The sequence below is a fragment of the Pseudoclavibacter sp. CFCC 13796 genome (genome assembly GCF_008831185.1).
Lineage (GTDB): Bacteria > Actinomycetota > Actinomycetes > Actinomycetales > Microbacteriaceae > Pseudoclavibacter_A.
In genome coordinates this window covers 23,207-37,662 of sequence record NZ_WBKD01000002.1, presented here as the reverse complement: position 1 = coordinate 37,662, position 14,456 = coordinate 23,207, and the positions used below count along the sequence as shown (strand labels likewise).

The window sequence follows — 14,456 nt, the reverse complement described above, 5'->3', positions numbered from 1 at the left end:
AGGCACACGGCTCAGATCTGTGGTGCGCGCGGCGGGGTCGGATCCCCAAGCGACGGCGTGGTACCGAGGATGCGCTGGGCCTGCCCGGCGACCGACGGATCGGTGACCACCGCATACGCGCTCGCCACGACCGCGGTGGTCGACTGGTAGTTCTTGTAGCGGCGGGTCAGCGCATACGTCACGATGCCCGAGATGATGCCGAACCCGGCGCCCAGTGCGAGAGCGGCGAAGAGGTAGTTCATCCCGTTGTTCGGCGTCCAGATCAGCATGATCAGTCCGAGGAACAAGCCGAACCACAACCCGCTGACCAGCCCGCTGAGAGCCGCCTTCGGGTAGCTCAGTCCGGTGGTGATGTGCTCGATGCTGTGCAGGTCGTTGCCCACGACGCTCACCTTCTCGACGGGGAACTCTTTCTCGACCAGCTGGTCGACGGCGGCGACCGCTTCGCGATACGTCTTGTACTCCGCGACGGTCGTGCCAGTCGGAAGCGTCGGAAACATGTGCGGGTTGGTCTGCCCGGCAGAATTTAGTCCATTGCCCATGACCTCATTGTCGCACTCACGCCGGATTGTCGCACTGGGCTGGGTGCACGGCGTACCATTTGCGTGTGACGTCACCCAAGATCTTTGTCTCCCGCATCATCGGCAGCGGGGTGTTCGACCCTGCCGGTGACCGAGTGGGCCGCACACGTGACGTGGTCGTCACCTATCGCACCGTGGGGCCTCCTGTGGTCGTCGGCCTGTTGGTCGAGGTTCCCGGGCGCAGACGAGTCTTCCTGCGAATCGCTCGGGTCACCGGCATCGTCTCCGGGGCCATCATCACCACTGGGCTGATCAACCTGCGCCGCTTCGAGCAGCGCGCCGGTGAGACGCGCATCCTCGCTGAGATCTTCGGCCGAACCGTGCGCCTGCGCGATTCGCAGCAGACCGGACGCATCGAAGACGTCAGCATCGAGAAGCTGAGCACGGGTGAGTGGGTGATCGCCGACGCCTTCATGCGCAAGCCGAAGACGAACGCATCGCCGTTCTCGCGCGGCGAGACCGTGCTCGTGCCGTGGGATGAGACCGAAGAGATCCACCGTGAGGGCGTCGAACAGGACACCACCCACCTGCTCGCCTCGTTCCAAGAGCTGCAGGCCCCAGATCTGGCGAGCTCGCTGATGGAGCTGCCCGACCGTCGGCGTGAAGAGGTCATCGAGAACCTGTCGAACGAACGTCTCGCCGACGCGCTCGAAGAGCTTGGTCGCAACGACCAGGCCGAACTCGTGCGCACCATCGATGACATTCGTTTCGCCGAGGTGCTCGACCACATGCAGCCTGACGACGCCGCCGACCTCGTCGCCGAGATCGCTCCAGAGCGCAAAGAGAAGCTGCTGCAGCTGATGGAGCCCGAAGAGGCCTCTGACGTGCGTATGCTGCTGCGCTACGCCCCCGACACCGCCGGTGGTCTGATGACCACCGAGCCGGTGATCTGCTCTGCCGACACGACTGTGGCCGAGGGGCTGGCACTGATCCGCCGACATGAGATCGCACCCGCTCTGGCGGCCGCGATCTGGGTCACGCTGCCGCCCTACGAGGCGCCGACGGGTCGCTACATCGGCATGGTGCACTTTCAGCGGATGCTGCGGTATCCTCCGCATGAGCGTCTCGGCACCCTGGTCGACGACGACATCGAGCCGATGTCCCCTGAGACGTCGGCACTTGAGGTCGCGCGAAATCTTGCCGCGTACAATCTGACGTCGATTCCCGTCGTCGACGGCAACCGACGCCTGCTCGGCGTGGTGACTGTTGACGACGTACTGGACAACCTACTGCCTGAAGACTGGCGGCACCGAGTCGGGGAGGTGAACGATGATGGCGAAACAGCCGAGCAGTGATCACGGACTGTTGAACGCACCACAGGCACGTCGCGTGCGACTGTGGAAACGCAAGGATCCTGTCGAGTTCGGCAGCGCCGACACCTTCGGCCGGTTCACTGAGTCGTTCGCGCGTGCGATGGGCACGCCGGCCTTCCTGCTCGGCATGAGCGTGTTCATCATCCTCTGGATCACTTGGAACACGATCGGCCCCGAAGACCTGCGCTTCGACTCGGCGGCGATGGGGTACATCGCCCTGACGCTGGTGCTGAGTCTGCAGGCCTCGTACTCGGCTCCGCTCCTGCTTCTGGCGCAGAACCGCCAGGACGATCGCGACCGCGTGCAGATCGAGCAGGATCGCCAGCGAGCGGAACGCAACCTGGCCGACACCGAGTATCTGGCTCGTGAGGTGGTTGCGCTGCGTCTTGCCGTCAGCGAGCTCGCCAGCGAGCGGTTCGTGCGCGATGAGCTGCGCGAGCAGCTCGAAGATCTGACTGCCACCATCCAGGAGCTGCGCGGCGAGATGACACCGCGACAGGCGGGCGCGGGCATTGTCTCATCGGCCGCTGAGGCATCCGTCGGTGCTCACCGCGACGGTCACGCAGCGACGGCCGCACCTCTGAACCAGGCTGTCGACGGGCAGGCGCAGGAACAGCGCTGATGCTGCCCGATCAGACGTCGAAGCGCATCGACCCTGCTTTGGAGGCAGCGCTTTCGCGCGTGCACGATCCAGAGCTTCGTCGGCCGCTCGTCGACCTGGGCATGATCGAGCAGGCGACGCTCGTCGACGGTCGCGCTGAAGCGCTGGTGCGGCTCACGATCACGGGGTGCCCAGCCTCGCAGCGCATCGAGCATGACGTCATCGAAGCGCTCGAAAGCGTCGTGGGCACAGGCAACGCCAGTGTCACCCTCGAAGTCATGAGCGACGAGCAGCGGCGGGCTCTGCTCGCCTCATTGCGGCAGGGGCACCGCGGCAATCCCTTCGGCGAAGGCACCCTCACCCGGGTCATCGCGGTCACCAGCGGCAAGGGAGGCGTCGGCAAGTCGACCATCACCGCCAACCTTGCGGCCGACCTTGCGGCTCGGGGGCTCGACGTCGGGGTGCTCGACGCTGACGTCTACGGATTCTCGATTCCCGGCCAGCTCGGCATAACGACCGGCCCGACCAAGCTCGACGAGCTGATGCTGCCGCCGATCGGCCATGGGGTGAAGGCGATCTCGATCGGCATGTTCGTGGGGGCGGGCAAAGCCGTCTCGTGGCGTGGACCGATGCTGCAGCGCACGCTTCAGCAGTTTCTGACCGACGTGCACTTCGGCGATCTCGACGTGCTGCTGCTCGACCTGCCGCCGGGCACCGGCGACGTCGCGCTGACGGCCGGGCAGCTGCTGCCAAACGCCGAGGTGGTCGTCGTGACCACGCCCCAAGAGGCCGCCTCCGAGGTCGCCGTGCGAGCCGGACTGCTCGCTGGACAGCTGGGACAGAAAGTGGCTGGCGTCGTCGAGAACATGTCGTGGCTGCAGCAGGGCGATGAGCGCATCGAGGTCTTCGGCTCGGGCGGGGGTCGGCGTGCCGCCGACGAGCTCAGTCAAGATCTCGAACGCCCCGTGCCGCTGCTGGGGCAGATTCCGATGAGCATTCCGGTGCGTGCCGGCGCCGACATCGGGCAGCCGGTCGTGCTGACGGCTCCGGAAGACCCGGCGGCTCAGGCTCTGCACGCCCTGGCAACCAGGCTCGTCGAGCGACCTCGCGGCCTGCAGGGTCGGCAGCTGCCGCTTAGCGTCGGATGACGAGGGCGTGATTCTGTGCGCACGGGACAGGGCATCTCTTCTGGCACGACGAATGGCCAGTGCGCAGTGTGATCAGCATGCACGCCGACCACTGAATTGCGTGATCAGGTCGCGTCGTTGTCGAACGGTGCCGGTCGCTGATTGCGCTCGCGTTCGGCTCGCTCGCTCGCGACGAGCGCGGTGGCTGTGAGTGCGGTGGATGCGATGGCCCCGGTCGCCGCTCCGGCTGCGCCTGCGGCGGTTCTGATGGGCGGATCATCCTGCAGGGCCTCGGCGATGATGCGACGTGGATCGTACTGGCGTGGGTCGAGCTTCTTCCAGTCAAGGTCGTCGATGGCGCCGTCGGTCTCGTCTTTGACACGCTGCTTGGAACTCTCGAGAAACTCTTTGACCTTGCGCGTGCCACGACCGAGCATCTCTGCGTAGCGAGGCAGATTCGCCGGGCCGAGAATGAGCGCAGCAACCACCGCTACCAAGAGGATTTTCTCGAAACTCATTCCCACAGGTATTACAGTAGCCGAGTTGTTCCTATGCTTGCAGCAGGAGGTTGCCATGACATCAGCGGCGAACATCGCCAGGTACACGGCCGAATACCAGACCGAGCCTGAGACGATCGAACGCGCCCGAGCTGCGGCGCTCGAGTGGAATGTCGAGGCGGTCTCACCGATCGTCGGCGCACAGCTTGCACTGCTCAGCGGTGCTGTAGACGCCCGCAACATCGTCGAAGTGGGCACTGGAACAGGTGTCAGCGGTCTGTGGCTGCTGAAGGGCGCGCCAGAGGCTACGCTGACCACGATTGAGTCAGAGGTCGACTACCAGCAGTCGGCCAAACGCTCGTTCGCTCAGGCAGCCCTGCCAGGGTCGCATGTGCGCGCCATTCTGGGGCGTGCATCAGGAGTGCTGGAACGACTTGCCGACCGTTCGTACGATCTGGTGTTCATCGACGCCGACATCGCTTCGGCGCCCGCCTATGTCGCACACGGACTGCGGCTGGCACGACCGGGTGGGCTCATCGTCCTGGCCCACGCACTGGCTCATGGCCGAGTGGCCGATCCAGCGGCCCGGGATGCCGAGACGACTGGGCTGCGAGATCTCATCGAAGAGATCGGCAAGCGAGACCAGATTCGATCATCGCTGCTCCCGCTGGATGACGGCCTGCTGACTGTGGTGGCCCCAGCAAGCTAGAGGCCCCAGCAACTCAGAGACCCGAGCGAGCTAGAAACCCGGTCAAAACCGGTTCAGGCGACCACGTCGGCCAGAACGGAGTGCAGCTCTTTGGCCTCGTCTGGTGTGACGGAGACGACCAGTCGTCCGCCGCCTTCAAGTGGCACGCGTACCACGATGACCTTGCCCTCTCGGACGGCCTCCATCGGTCCGTCACCAGTGCGCGGTTTCATCGCTGCCATGGCATATACCTCTTTCTGAGCGATACGAGCGTGCTGCTTTGCACCACTCCAGTATCTCACGAGCGGTCGAAAAGGGGCAGGGCACACTTCGTCCCAGACCCTTCTGGACATCGATGAGTCTGGGACGAAGACGATGCACGCTAGAGTCCGGCGCTCTGGGCCCCGTGCTCGGCCTGGGCAGCCGTGAACCCGTCGAAGACCAACTGATCGACGAGTGACTTGTGCGAGAAGCCGGTGAGCTTCAGATAGTCGGCAGCTTTGCGCTCGGCCTGGGCATTCCAGTCGACGTTCAACGAGTCGACCGCGGCGGCGGCGTCGGCAGCCGAGAAGTGCTCGAACTCGAGCTGCTTGATGAGGCCATCTCGTGAGAAGCCGGTCAGATCGAGGTAGTTCTGCGCCTTTCGCGCGGCCTGTGTCTGAGACACTGAGCCCGCCGGAGGCTCGGGCGCACTCGTGGCCGGTGCGGCCTCAGGTGTGGCTTCGGTCTTGGGGGCAGCATCGGTCTGTGCCTCATTCGTGGGTGTGCTCGATGCGAATGGCTGCTGCGTTGCCGACGTGCCGACGCCCGTCGTGGTTGACGACAGCGTGGTGCCTGTGGTGGCACCCGAGGCTATGCCGAGTACGACGACCACGGCAGAGACGATCCAGGCGATGGTCGCCTGCTTGCCCTCCGGGCGCACTTTGAGCCCCTGTTTGTCAGTTGCGTTGCCGGTGAGGGTCAGAATGAGGTCGATCAGTGACCAGATGCCGAAGCCGCCGAGGGTGATGAGCTTCAGGATGCCGGTGCCGACTTTGCCGAGATAGAAGCGGTCGATGCCCAGAGAGCCTAAGAACAGGCTGAGCAGCCAGGTGGCCAGAAAGCTCTTCGGCGACTGGCCCTGCTGTGGAGCGCCGAACTGAGCATTCGGGTTTCGCTGCTGTGCCGTCCACCCGGTGCCGTCGAAGTATCGTTCTGCACCTGGCTGCTGCGGGTCGGGGTACCAACCTGCGGGAGGGGTACTCGGGGTGTTGTTGGTCATGTGGCCAAGCTCCAATCATCAATCGGCTGTGTGTTATCTGAGAATAACCACTCCCACCGACAGCCGAGTGTTCACTGAGCCTGGCGCACCCGGGGTCAGCGCAGCCAGGCGACCAGCGCATCCAGACAGCCCGGCACTTCGTCGACGCGCAGACGTTCGTCGTCGGCGTGCGCCAGCAGTGCGTCTCCGGGGCCGAAATTGACCGCGGGGATGCCGAGCGCACTGAAGCGGGAGACATCGGTCCAGCCGTATTTCGGCTTCGGTTCGCTGCCGACGGCCTCGACGAACTCCTTGGCGATCGGGGCGTCGAGCCCAGGGCGGGCCCCCGGCGACATATCGATGAACTCGATCTCGTAGCCGGCGAAGAGGTCGCGCATGCGCTGCTCTGCCTCGGCTGCGCTGCGGCTCGGTGCGAAGCGATAGTTGACGTGCACGGTGCACTCGTCGGGAATCACGTTGCCGGCGACACCTCCCGTGATGCCTACGGCGTTGAGACCCTCGCGGTAGGCAAGACCGTCGACCGTGATCGTCTCGGGCTCGAAGTCGCGCAGAATGTCGAGAATGCCGGCGGCGGCATGAATCGCATTCACCCCGACCCATGCGCGGGCGGAATGCGCGCGCCGGCCCCGAGTGTGCAGCAGGAAGCGGCACGTGCCGTTGCACCCGCCTTCGATCTCGCCACCGGTGGGCTCGCCGAGGATGGCGAAGTCGGCGGCCAGCCACTCAGGGTGCTCACGAGAGACTCGGCCCAGACCGTTGAGGTCGGCGGCGACCTCTTCGTTGTCGTAGAAGACATAGGTGATGTCGACGCTCGGGGCGGGCACACGACCCGCAACGGCCAGGAACACGGCGTCACCGGCCTTCATGTCGACGGTGCCACGACCGTTCAGCCAGGTGCCTTCGGCGTCAGTCGTGGTGGTGGTCGGCACGTTGTCCCGGATCGGCACGGTGTCGAGGTGCCCCGCCAGAAGCACTCGTCGGTCGCGTCCGAGGTGCGTGCGCGCCACAACGGTGTCGCCGTTGCGTAGCACCTCGAGGTCGGTCTGCGTGCGCAGCGCATGCTCGACCGCGTCGGCCAGCCGCCGTTCGTCACCCGACTCAGACGGAATGTCGCAGATGGCGCGGGTCAGGTCGATGACCGAGCCGGAGAGGTCGAGAGCGTCGGGCGAAGTGTTCATGGTCAACATGGTAGCGACGGGTACAATCTGTGCCTATGACTGACACCCCAGACAACGCACCCCGCATCGGATTCGGCACCGGCCTCGCCACGCTCACTGCGAAGGGCGATGTGCTGGACGTGTGGTTCCCGCTGCCCGAGCTGCTCGAGAGAGTTGAAGACGCGCCGGGCCAGCAGCCGGGGCTCGAGTCGCACTTTGCGGGGCTCGTCGAAGGCGATCAGGCGCGAGACGAGCTGCGTGAGGTCGAACGTCGGGTGATCTCAGTGGTCGTCGACCTGCAGCAGCCCGTCGAAGACACCGCTGACGCGTATCTGCGCCTGCACCTGCTGTCGCATCTGCTGGTGCAGCCCAACTCGATCAACCTCGACGGCATCTTCGGCCACCTGCCGAACAACGTCTGGACCAACCGCGGGCCGGTCGAGCCCGACACCTTCGACCGTCGCCGAGGGCAGCTGCGCGCGGCAGGCGTTGTTGCGCTGCTGGTCGACAAGTTCCCACGTCTGATCGACTACGTGAGTCCCAAGGGCGTGCGCATCGGAGACGGCGCTCGCGTGCGTCTGGGCGCACACCTCGCTCCGGGCACGACGGTCATGCACGAAGGCTTCGTCAACTTCAACGCCGGCACTCTCGGCGAGTCGATGGTCGAGGGGCGCATCTCGCAGGGCGTCGTGGTCGGCGACGGGTCGGACATCGGTGGCGGCGCATCCATCATGGGCACGCTCTCGGGCGGCGGTCGCGAGCGCGTGCGCATCGGCGAGCATGCGCTGCTCGGCGCGAATGCCGGCATCGGCATCTCGATCGGTGACGACAGCGTCGTCGAGGCAGGGCTCTACATCACGGCTGGCACCAAGGTCACGCTGCTTGGTGCAGGCGGCACACAGCGCGTCGTCAAGGCCGTTGAGCTGAGCGGCGAGAGCAACCTGCTGTTCCGTCGCAACTCGGTCACCGGTGCGGTCGAGGCGCTGCGTCGAAAGGGTCAGGGCATCGAGCTGAACCCGGAGCTGCACGCTTGAGTGCCGCGTTCAGCGACGAGGCCTGGACGCTCACGGCGGGGCTGCGTGCGCAGATCGACGAACTCGACTTTCTGCGCGAGCTCGGTGACGGCACGCTCGACATGGACGACTTCCTGTTCTATCTGCGGCAGGATTCGTTCTACCTGACGGGCTACGCCAAGGCGCTCGCCTTTGTGGCGACCCACGCGCCCGATCCGCAGAGCGCCGCTTTCTGGGCGGGCGCCGCAGCCGAAGCGAGCACCGGCGAGACCGAGCTGCACGAGACGCTGCTGCCGCACGGCCGTGCCGAAGAGGTGCGCGAGCCGCTGCAGGCGTCGCCCACCTCGCTCGGCTATACGTCGTACCTCGTCGCCACTGCCGCGACCGAGTCGTACGCCGTCGCCGCGGCTGCTCTGCTGCCGTGTTTCTGGGTGTATGCGGATGTCTCGGCTCGGCTGGCCGTGCACGCGCACGACGTGCTCGCGGCCGATCCGCAGCATCCGTTCGCGCAGTGGGTGGCCAACTATGACGGCGAGGATTTTCAGCACGCCGTGGCCGAAGCCCGCCGCTGGACGGATGCAGCAGCAGAGCAGGTCGGCGCCGACGAGCGCCAGCGCATGCTCGACGCATTCCTGATCGCCACGCGCTACGAGCTGCTGTTCTGGCGCACGGCGAAGCTCCGCGAGCGCTGGCCTGAGCACTGAGCCAGATGCACGGAGGCGCATGAGCTGAGACGGATGCACCGAGACACCGTGGGCACCGACTGAACGAGAACTGAGAGTCTGAGGAGGCAATCATGCTGTTGGCATTCTCTGTGGCGCCGTCGGGCACTGGCCGAGCCGATGCGTCGGTGCACGATGCGGTCGCCGCGGCTGTCAAGGTCGTGCGCGACTCTGGTCTGCCCAATCGCACCTCGTCGATGTTCACTGAGATCGAAGGCACCTGGGATGAGGTCTTCGACGTCGTGAAGCGTGCCACCGAGGCGGTCGAGCCGTTCGGGTCGCGGGTCTCGCTGGTGATCAAGGCGGATATCCGCCCAGGTCACACCGGCGAGATCACCGGCAAGCTCGAACGGCTCGAACAGGCCATCGACGAGCTCTGAGACGCCGCTGCGTACAGATCCGTCGCGGGAATGCCTCCCGGATCAGGTCAGATTTCTTCGAGGTCGACGACCTCGAACTCAAGCAGATGCGCCCCGGTGGCGACCGGCTTGTGGCCCTCGCCGTGAGCGTGCGCAGCATGGTTCGCACGGCTGTCGCGCCAGTGTTCGAAGTCCTCCTGCGTCGCCCACTGCGTCAGCACGAAGTAGCGATCCTCACCCGCGGTCGGGCGCAGCAGCTGGAAGCTCTCGAAGCCCGGCTGCCCGTCGACCGAGTGACGGCGAGCGGCGAAGCGGCGCTCCAGCTCGGCACCCTCGCCTTCGGGCACCTCAAGCGCATTGATGACGACGACTGACATGTTGTCTCCTTCTGTTGCGATTCTCGTTCCGAGGGGCTCAGGCGGCCCCACGGCAGTCGGCAGCGCCGACGATCAGGCCCGCTCTTTGAGCACGTAGCGCTGAACCTTCGCGCTCGCGGTTCGGGGCAGCTCGTCGACGAACTCGATCACCCGCGGATAGGCGTGCGCCGCGTAGCGGGTCTTGACCTCCTGCTGCAGTTCGTGAATGAGCGTCTCATCACCGGTGAAGCTCTGAGCGAGCACGATATAGGCCGCGACGACCTCGCCGCGCAGCTCGTCGGGCTTGCCGACGACCGCGACCTCGCGCACGGCCGGGTGCATGGCGAGCACGCTCTCGACGTCGAGCGGACTGATGCGATAGCCAGCAGCCAGAATGAGGTCGTCGTCGCGCGACACGAAGTGCAGCTGACCGTCGTCGCTCTGCCAGGCGAGGTCTCCGGTGAGGTACCAGCGGCCGTCGTCGGTGTAGCGCTCGGCGGTCTTCTGCGGCGCATCGTCATAACCCGGGAACCACCAGACCGGGCTCTCGGAGGGCGCGAAGGCGAGACGACCCACCTCGCCGGCCTTGGCCGGCCGGTCAGCATCCTGATCAAGGATCTCGCAGTGCCAGCCGGGCAGTGTCACACCCATCGAACCGGCCTGGGCCGGCAGCGAGATGCCCTCGCGCCAGGGCACCCCGATCAGCATGCCGTGCTCGGTCTGTCCGTAGTGATCGTGTGGCTCGGCTCCGAGCACATCGCGCGACCACTCGAGCACCTCAGGCGTCAGGGGCTCACCTGCAGACGACGCGCGGCGCAGGCGCACGGGCAGGTCGCTCTGCGGGTCGTTGCGCATGGCACGGAACATGGTGGGTGCTCCGCAGAAGTTGGTGACGCCGAACCGGCTGAGCACGTTCCAGGCCTGCTCGGCGGTGAATTTGTCGTGCGGCAGCAGGTTCGTGTGGCCCACGACCAGCGGCCCGAGCACCCCGAAGTAGAGCCCGTAGGCCCAGCCCGGGTCGGCGGCGTTCCAGAACACGTCGTCGGGCTGCAGATCGAGCCCGTTGACCATGTACGAGCGGAACGACACCAGTGCCTTCATCGGCAGCGGGACGCCCTTCGGCGCCCCGGTCGTGCCAGAGGTGTAGAGCAGCGCGAGCACGCCGTCACCGCCGATCGAAGCCGATTCGGTGAGGGGCTCGGCCGCTTCGACGAGCGGGCCGAAGACCGCGTCGTCGGCCCATTCCGGGTGCGCGGCTGCCGTCGTGTCGTCGTCGATCGGGTCGACGCGCAGGATGCTCCAGCTGCGCCCGTCTGCCGGCAGATCCTCGCTCGGGTCGAGCTTGTGTCGCTGGCTCGCGTCGGCCACGACCAAAGTGGCACGACCGGCGTTGACCCGCATGCCGATGGCCTGCGCCGCGAGGGCGGTGAAGAGGGGGATGTGTACGGCGCCGAGACGCCAGATGCCGAGCAGAATGCCGATGTAGTCGGCTGATCGAGCCATCATGACGCCGACGCGGGAGCCCTCAGTGACGCCGAGATCGGCGAGCACCCGAGCCGAGCGCTGCGAGAGCTCGTCGAGGTCGCCGAATGTGAGGTCGACGGCATTCCAGTCGGCGTCGACGGTGCGGAAGGCCACCGCATCGCGAGGATGCGTCCGCAGGAGCAGATCGATCGCGTTCGCCTCGGGTGCGTCGTAGACGGCACGCCAACGGGTGATCTCTTCGTCGATGAGCCGAGCGATCTCGGTGTCGGGCTGCTGCGCTTCGGTCATCTGGGCTCCAGTCTCGTCGTGCTTCTCAGGAAGGCGCACCGCCGTTGCTGCGCCCGGCAGACAGCCTACGTCAGGCGTCGCGCCGAATGTGGATCACACGGAATCCACGCGCAGTGGCTGCACGGCGCACTTCGAAGTCGCCGGGCAGCTCCTCGGCCAGCCAGCGCTGCAGCGAGTCAGCACCGAGCTGCTTGCCGACGACGAGCCAGGCTGTGCCGCCGGGAGCGAGCCGCGGCAGCCAGGTCAGCAGCAGCTCGTGCAGCGCCTGTTTGCCGATGCGGATCGGCGGATTCGCCCAGATGACGTCGAACTCAGCATCGTCGGGCACGCCGTCGGGAGAGGCGACGGTGATCCCCTCGAGACCGAGGCGATCGGCGTTGCGCGTGGTGGCATCCCTCGCCCGCTCGTTCACGTCGACCGCCCAGACCCGCAGATGCGGTGCACGCAGGGCAAGCGTCAGTGCGATCGGGCCCCAGCCGCACCCGATGTCGAGCGCCTGACCGGTCTGCGGCGGCTCGGGCACGTGATCGAGCAGGATGCGGGTGGCCTTGTCGAGCCCGTCAGGGGAGAACAGGCCACTGGCGACGGCCACTGTGCGTGTGCGACCATCGAGATCGACGTCGATGTCGCGCCAATGCGCGGCCACCTGTGGGTGTTCGGCGAAATAATGCTCTTGAGCCATGCGTTCAGGTTAGTGGAGGTACATATACATGACAGATTCCGGGCGCCCGTTGGACGAGCTGCTGCAAAGGATCGAGGCTCGTGAGCAGGCGACGGAGGCTCTCAGCCGAGAGATCGATTCGACCACTGTGAAGGTCGGCCATGCTCAGGCGCTGCAGTCTGAGGCGAGCGAGGCTCACGGTGGTGACGAGGAGCGATTCGAACGTGCGGCGCTGAAGCGCGTTGCAGGGCTCTCAACCGAACTCGAAGACGTCTCAGAGGTCGAGTACCGGCAGCTGCGGCTCGAGAACGTCGTGCTGATCGGTGTGTACACGCAGGGGAGTCTTGCCGATGCCGAGAACTCGCTTGCCGAGCTCGCCGCACTGGCAGAGACCGCCGGATCACGAGTGCTGGATGCGCTGCTGCAGCGCCGGCTGAACCCTGATCCGGGCACGTATCTTGGTCATGGCAAGGCCCATGAGCTGAAAGAGCTCGTCGCCGCGCTGGGGGCCGACACCGTCATCGCAGACACTGAGCTCGCCCCGAGCCAGCGGCGTGCGCTCGAAGACGTCGTGCGGGTGAAGGTCGTCGACCGCACCGCGCTGATCCTCGACATCTTCGCCCAGCACGCCAAGAGCCGAGAGGGCAAAGCCCAGGTCGAGCTCGCGCAGATGGAGTACATGCTGCCGCGCCTGCGAGGCTGGGGCGGGTCGCTGAGCCGTCAGGCCGGCGGCCGTGCTGCTGCCGGTGAGGGCATCGGCTCGCGTGGTCCGGGCGAGACGCAGATCGAGATGGATCGTCGGCGCATTCACACGCGCATGGCGAAGCTGCGCAAACAGATCAAGGCGATGGCTCCGGCCCGCGCCGCGAAGCGTGCGAACCGCGACCGTTTCGCGATTCCGTCGGTTGCCGTGGTCGGGTACACCAACGCGGGAAAGTCGTCGCTGGTCAATGCGATCACCGGTTCGGACGAACTCGTGCAGAACCAGCTGTTCGCGACTCTTGACTCGACCGTGCGTCGCAACACGACCGAAGACGGTCGGGTGTACACACTCAGCGACACAGTCGGCTTCGTGCGGCGTCTGCCGCACCAGCTCGTCGAGGCGTTCCGGTCGACGTTCGAAGAGGCAGCCGACGCAGATGTGCTCGTGCACGTCGTCGACGGCTCGCATCCCGATCCACAGGCGCAGATCGAAGCGGTGAGAACTGTGCTGACGGAGTCGGGACTGGAGGGGGCACGCGAGATTCTGGTCTTCAACAAGATCGACCTCGTCGACGACGAGCGTCGCATGGTGCTTCGTGCCATGGAACCCGAGGCCTCGATGGTCTCGACTCGCACCGGTGAGGGCATCGCCGACCTGGTGCGTCGCATCGAGACGGCGCTGCCCGACCCCGGCGTCGAAATCGATGTCGTGGTTCCCTACGACCGCGGCGACCTCGTTGCGCAGGCGCACGAGCACGGGCAGGTGCTGCACACCGAGTACCTGGACAAGGGCACACGGCTGCATGCGCGCGTCAGCCCGCAGCTGGCAGAGCAGATTGACGGGGTTGCCGTCACAGCTGCTGCCGTGCAGTGAGCGCCGCGATCACACAGAGCGCAGCACGGCGACGACTTTGCCGAGGATGACCGCGTGGTCACCGAGGATCGGCTCGTACTGGGTGTTCTGAGGGAGCAGCCAGGTGTGCCCGTCACGCTGACGGAACGTCTTCACCGTGGCCTCCTCTTCAAGCAGTGCGGCGACGATGTCACCGGCGACGGCGTCCTGCTGCTGCCTCACCACGACCCAGTCGCCGTCGCAGATTGCGGCGTCGATCATGGAGTCTCCGCGCACTTTGAGCAGAAAGAGCTCGCCCTGCCCGACCAGTTGTCTCGGCAGCGGAAAGACGTCGTCGATGTGCTGATCGGCGAGGATGGGGGAGCCCGCGGCGATCTGACCGACCAGTGGCACCATCGCGGTCTCTTCTGAGACGACCGCCAGTGCCTGCTGTGCCGGAGTCGACGGTGGTTCGGCGACGGCCGTCGGCTCCTGCTCGATGAGCACTTCGAGTGCGCGCGGTCGCTTCGGGTCGCGGCGGATGCAGCCGGCGAGTTCGAGCTGATTGAGCTGGTGGGTCACCGATGACAGGGACGAGAGACCGACTGCATCGCCGATCTCGCGCATGCTCGGCGGATACCCGCGGTCGCTGATCGACTCGGTGATGAATGCGAGGATGCTCTGCTGCTTCTTGCTGAGCCGTGAGCGGTCACCACGGCCTGACGTCGTCGACGTGTGCGGTCTCGTGGCCATATTTTCAGTCCTTCTGCGCGTGATGTCAGTGGGTCGTGGTGCACTGACTCAGGTGATGCC

The 14,456-nt window shown here is 66.0% G+C and carries 17 protein-coding genes; 8 read left to right on the top strand and 9 right to left on the bottom strand.

The window, feature by feature from the left end; all coding sequences use genetic code 11:
- Positions 1-11: 11 nt before the first annotated feature.
- On the bottom strand, positions 12-542 hold the full coding sequence (locus F8O07_RS09170; protein WP_158031905.1) for a general stress protein: 531 nt from the start codon (positions 540-542) through the stop codon (positions 12-14).
- A gap of 65 nt (positions 543-607) precedes the next feature.
- Between F8O07_RS09170 and F8O07_RS09165 the strand changes: the two genes are divergently transcribed.
- From F8O07_RS09165 to F8O07_RS09155, 3 genes are read left to right on the top strand one after another with little or no spacing between them, the layout of a single operon-like run.
- Positions 608-1,876 carry a magnesium transporter MgtE N-terminal domain-containing protein gene (locus F8O07_RS09165; RefSeq protein WP_158031904.1) on the top strand — a complete coding sequence of 423 codons (1,269 nt, stop codon included), beginning with the start codon at positions 608-610 and terminating at the stop codon, positions 1,874-1,876.
- Positions 1,854-2,516, top strand: a complete 663-nt coding sequence (locus F8O07_RS09160; protein WP_158031903.1) for a DUF1003 domain-containing protein — start codon at positions 1,854-1,856, stop codon at positions 2,514-2,516. The genes F8O07_RS09165 and F8O07_RS09160 overlap by 23 nt, the downstream gene beginning before the upstream one ends.
- Complete coding sequence (locus F8O07_RS09155; protein WP_158031902.1) at positions 2,516-3,643, top strand: Mrp/NBP35 family ATP-binding protein; 1,128 nt, start codon at positions 2,516-2,518, stop codon at positions 3,641-3,643. Before F8O07_RS09160 ends, F8O07_RS09155 begins: the two co-directional genes overlap by 1 nt.
- A 104-nt stretch (positions 3,644-3,747) precedes the next feature.
- On the opposite strand, the gene F8O07_RS09150 is transcribed toward F8O07_RS09155, so the two are convergent.
- Positions 3,748-4,140: a twin-arginine translocase TatA/TatE family subunit gene (locus F8O07_RS09150; RefSeq protein WP_225733265.1), complete on the bottom strand. Its 393-nt coding sequence runs from the start codon at positions 4,138-4,140 to the stop codon at positions 3,748-3,750.
- A gap of 55 nt (positions 4,141-4,195) precedes the next feature.
- Between F8O07_RS09150 and F8O07_RS09145 the strand changes: the two genes are divergently transcribed.
- Entirely contained in the window at positions 4,196-4,828 is a 633-nt protein-coding gene (locus F8O07_RS09145) for an O-methyltransferase (protein ID WP_158031901.1), read from the top strand.
- Between the two features lie 53 nt (positions 4,829-4,881).
- On the opposite strand, the gene F8O07_RS09140 is transcribed toward F8O07_RS09145, so the two are convergent.
- From F8O07_RS09140 to dapE, 3 genes are all read right to left on the bottom strand, one after another.
- On the bottom strand, positions 4,882-5,049 hold the full coding sequence (locus F8O07_RS09140) for a DUF3117 domain-containing protein (protein WP_158031900.1): 168 nt from the start codon (positions 5,047-5,049) through the stop codon (positions 4,882-4,884).
- A gap of 140 nt (positions 5,050-5,189) precedes the next feature.
- Positions 5,190-6,068 (bottom strand): Ltp family lipoprotein, encoded by an 879-nt coding sequence (locus F8O07_RS09135; protein WP_158032138.1) that lies wholly within the window; start codon positions 6,066-6,068, stop codon positions 5,190-5,192.
- 95 nt (positions 6,069-6,163) lie between these two features.
- Entirely contained in the window at positions 6,164-7,246 is a 1,083-nt protein-coding gene (gene dapE / locus F8O07_RS09130) for a succinyl-diaminopimelate desuccinylase (RefSeq protein ID WP_158031899.1), read from the bottom strand.
- A gap of 35 nt (positions 7,247-7,281) precedes the next feature.
- Here dapE and dapD point away from each other — a divergent pair, with 35 nt between their 5' ends.
- From dapD to F8O07_RS09115, 3 genes are all read left to right on the top strand, one after another.
- On the top strand, positions 7,282-8,259 hold the full coding sequence (dapD, locus tag F8O07_RS09125; RefSeq protein ID WP_158031898.1) for a 2,3,4,5-tetrahydropyridine-2,6-dicarboxylate N-succinyltransferase: 978 nt from the start codon (positions 7,282-7,284) through the stop codon (positions 8,257-8,259).
- On the top strand, positions 8,256-8,942 hold the full coding sequence (locus tag F8O07_RS09120) for a TenA family protein (RefSeq protein ID WP_158031897.1): 687 nt from the start codon (positions 8,256-8,258) through the stop codon (positions 8,940-8,942). Before dapD ends, F8O07_RS09120 begins: the two co-directional genes overlap by 4 nt.
- Before the next feature lie 92 nt (positions 8,943-9,034).
- Positions 9,035-9,340, top strand: a complete 306-nt coding sequence (locus F8O07_RS09115; RefSeq protein WP_158031896.1) for an MTH1187 family thiamine-binding protein — start codon at positions 9,035-9,037, stop codon at positions 9,338-9,340.
- A 47-nt stretch (positions 9,341-9,387) separates the two neighbouring features.
- On the opposite strand, the gene F8O07_RS09110 is transcribed toward F8O07_RS09115, so the two are convergent.
- The 3 genes from F8O07_RS09110 to F8O07_RS09100 form a co-directional block, all read right to left on the bottom strand.
- Positions 9,388-9,696, bottom strand: coding sequence for an antibiotic biosynthesis monooxygenase family protein (locus F8O07_RS09110; protein WP_158031895.1), 309 nt, complete (start codon positions 9,694-9,696; stop codon positions 9,388-9,390).
- Positions 9,697-9,768: 72 nt separating this feature from the next.
- Positions 9,769-11,448 carry an AMP-binding protein gene (locus tag F8O07_RS09105; protein WP_158031894.1) on the bottom strand — a complete coding sequence of 560 codons (1,680 nt, stop codon included), beginning with the start codon at positions 11,446-11,448 and terminating at the stop codon, positions 9,769-9,771.
- A 70-nt stretch (positions 11,449-11,518) separates the two neighbouring features.
- The gene (locus F8O07_RS09100; protein WP_158031893.1) at positions 11,519-12,130 is read right to left on the bottom strand and encodes a class I SAM-dependent methyltransferase; all 612 of its coding nucleotides are present in this window, start codon (positions 12,128-12,130) and stop codon (positions 11,519-11,521) included.
- A gap of 28 nt (positions 12,131-12,158) precedes the next feature.
- Here F8O07_RS09100 and hflX point away from each other — a divergent pair, with 28 nt between their 5' ends.
- Positions 12,159-13,685 (top strand): GTPase HflX, encoded by a 1,527-nt coding sequence (gene hflX / locus F8O07_RS09095; RefSeq protein ID WP_158031892.1) that lies wholly within the window; start codon positions 12,159-12,161, stop codon positions 13,683-13,685.
- Between the two features lie 9 nt (positions 13,686-13,694).
- Here the strand turns inward: hflX and lexA are convergent, their stop codons facing one another.
- The gene (gene lexA, locus F8O07_RS09090; protein ID WP_158031891.1) at positions 13,695-14,396 is read right to left on the bottom strand and encodes a transcriptional repressor LexA; all 702 of its coding nucleotides are present in this window, start codon (positions 14,394-14,396) and stop codon (positions 13,695-13,697) included.
- Between the last annotated feature and the right edge of the window lie 60 nt (positions 14,397-14,456).

Coding starts and splice junctions, on each gene's coding strand:
- F8O07_RS09170 (WP_158031905.1), bottom strand. CDS start 542: ATGGGCAATGGACTAAATTCTGCCGGGCAGACCAACCCGCACATGTTT.
- F8O07_RS09160 (WP_158031903.1), top strand. CDS start 1,854: ATGGCGAAACAGCCGAGCAGTGATCACGGACTGTTGAACGCACCACAG.
- F8O07_RS09155 (WP_158031902.1), top strand. CDS start 2,516: ATGCTGCCCGATCAGACGTCGAAGCGCATCGACCCTGCTTTGGAGGCA.
- F8O07_RS09150 (WP_225733265.1), bottom strand. CDS start 4,140: ATGAGTTTCGAGAAAATCCTCTTGGTAGCGGTGGTTGCTGCGCTCATT.
- F8O07_RS09145 (WP_158031901.1), top strand. CDS start 4,196: ATGACATCAGCGGCGAACATCGCCAGGTACACGGCCGAATACCAGACC.
- F8O07_RS09140 (WP_158031900.1), bottom strand. CDS start 5,049: ATGGCAGCGATGAAACCGCGCACTGGTGACGGACCGATGGAGGCCGTC.
- F8O07_RS09135 (WP_158032138.1), bottom strand. CDS start 6,068: ATGACCAACAACACCCCGAGTACCCCTCCCGCAGGTTGGTACCCCGAC.
- dapE (WP_158031899.1), bottom strand. CDS start 7,246: ATGAACACTTCGCCCGACGCTCTCGACCTCTCCGGCTCGGTCATCGAC.
- dapD (WP_158031898.1), top strand. CDS start 7,282: ATGACTGACACCCCAGACAACGCACCCCGCATCGGATTCGGCACCGGC.
- F8O07_RS09115 (WP_158031896.1), top strand. CDS start 9,035: ATGCTGTTGGCATTCTCTGTGGCGCCGTCGGGCACTGGCCGAGCCGAT.
- F8O07_RS09110 (WP_158031895.1), bottom strand. CDS start 9,696: ATGTCAGTCGTCGTCATCAATGCGCTTGAGGTGCCCGAAGGCGAGGGT.
- F8O07_RS09105 (WP_158031894.1), bottom strand. CDS start 11,448: ATGACCGAAGCGCAGCAGCCCGACACCGAGATCGCTCGGCTCATCGAC.
- F8O07_RS09100 (WP_158031893.1), bottom strand. CDS start 12,130: ATGGCTCAAGAGCATTATTTCGCCGAACACCCACAGGTGGCCGCGCAT.
- hflX (WP_158031892.1), top strand. CDS start 12,159: ATGACAGATTCCGGGCGCCCGTTGGACGAGCTGCTGCAAAGGATCGAG.
- lexA (WP_158031891.1), bottom strand. CDS start 14,396: ATGGCCACGAGACCGCACACGTCGACGACGTCAGGCCGTGGTGACCGC.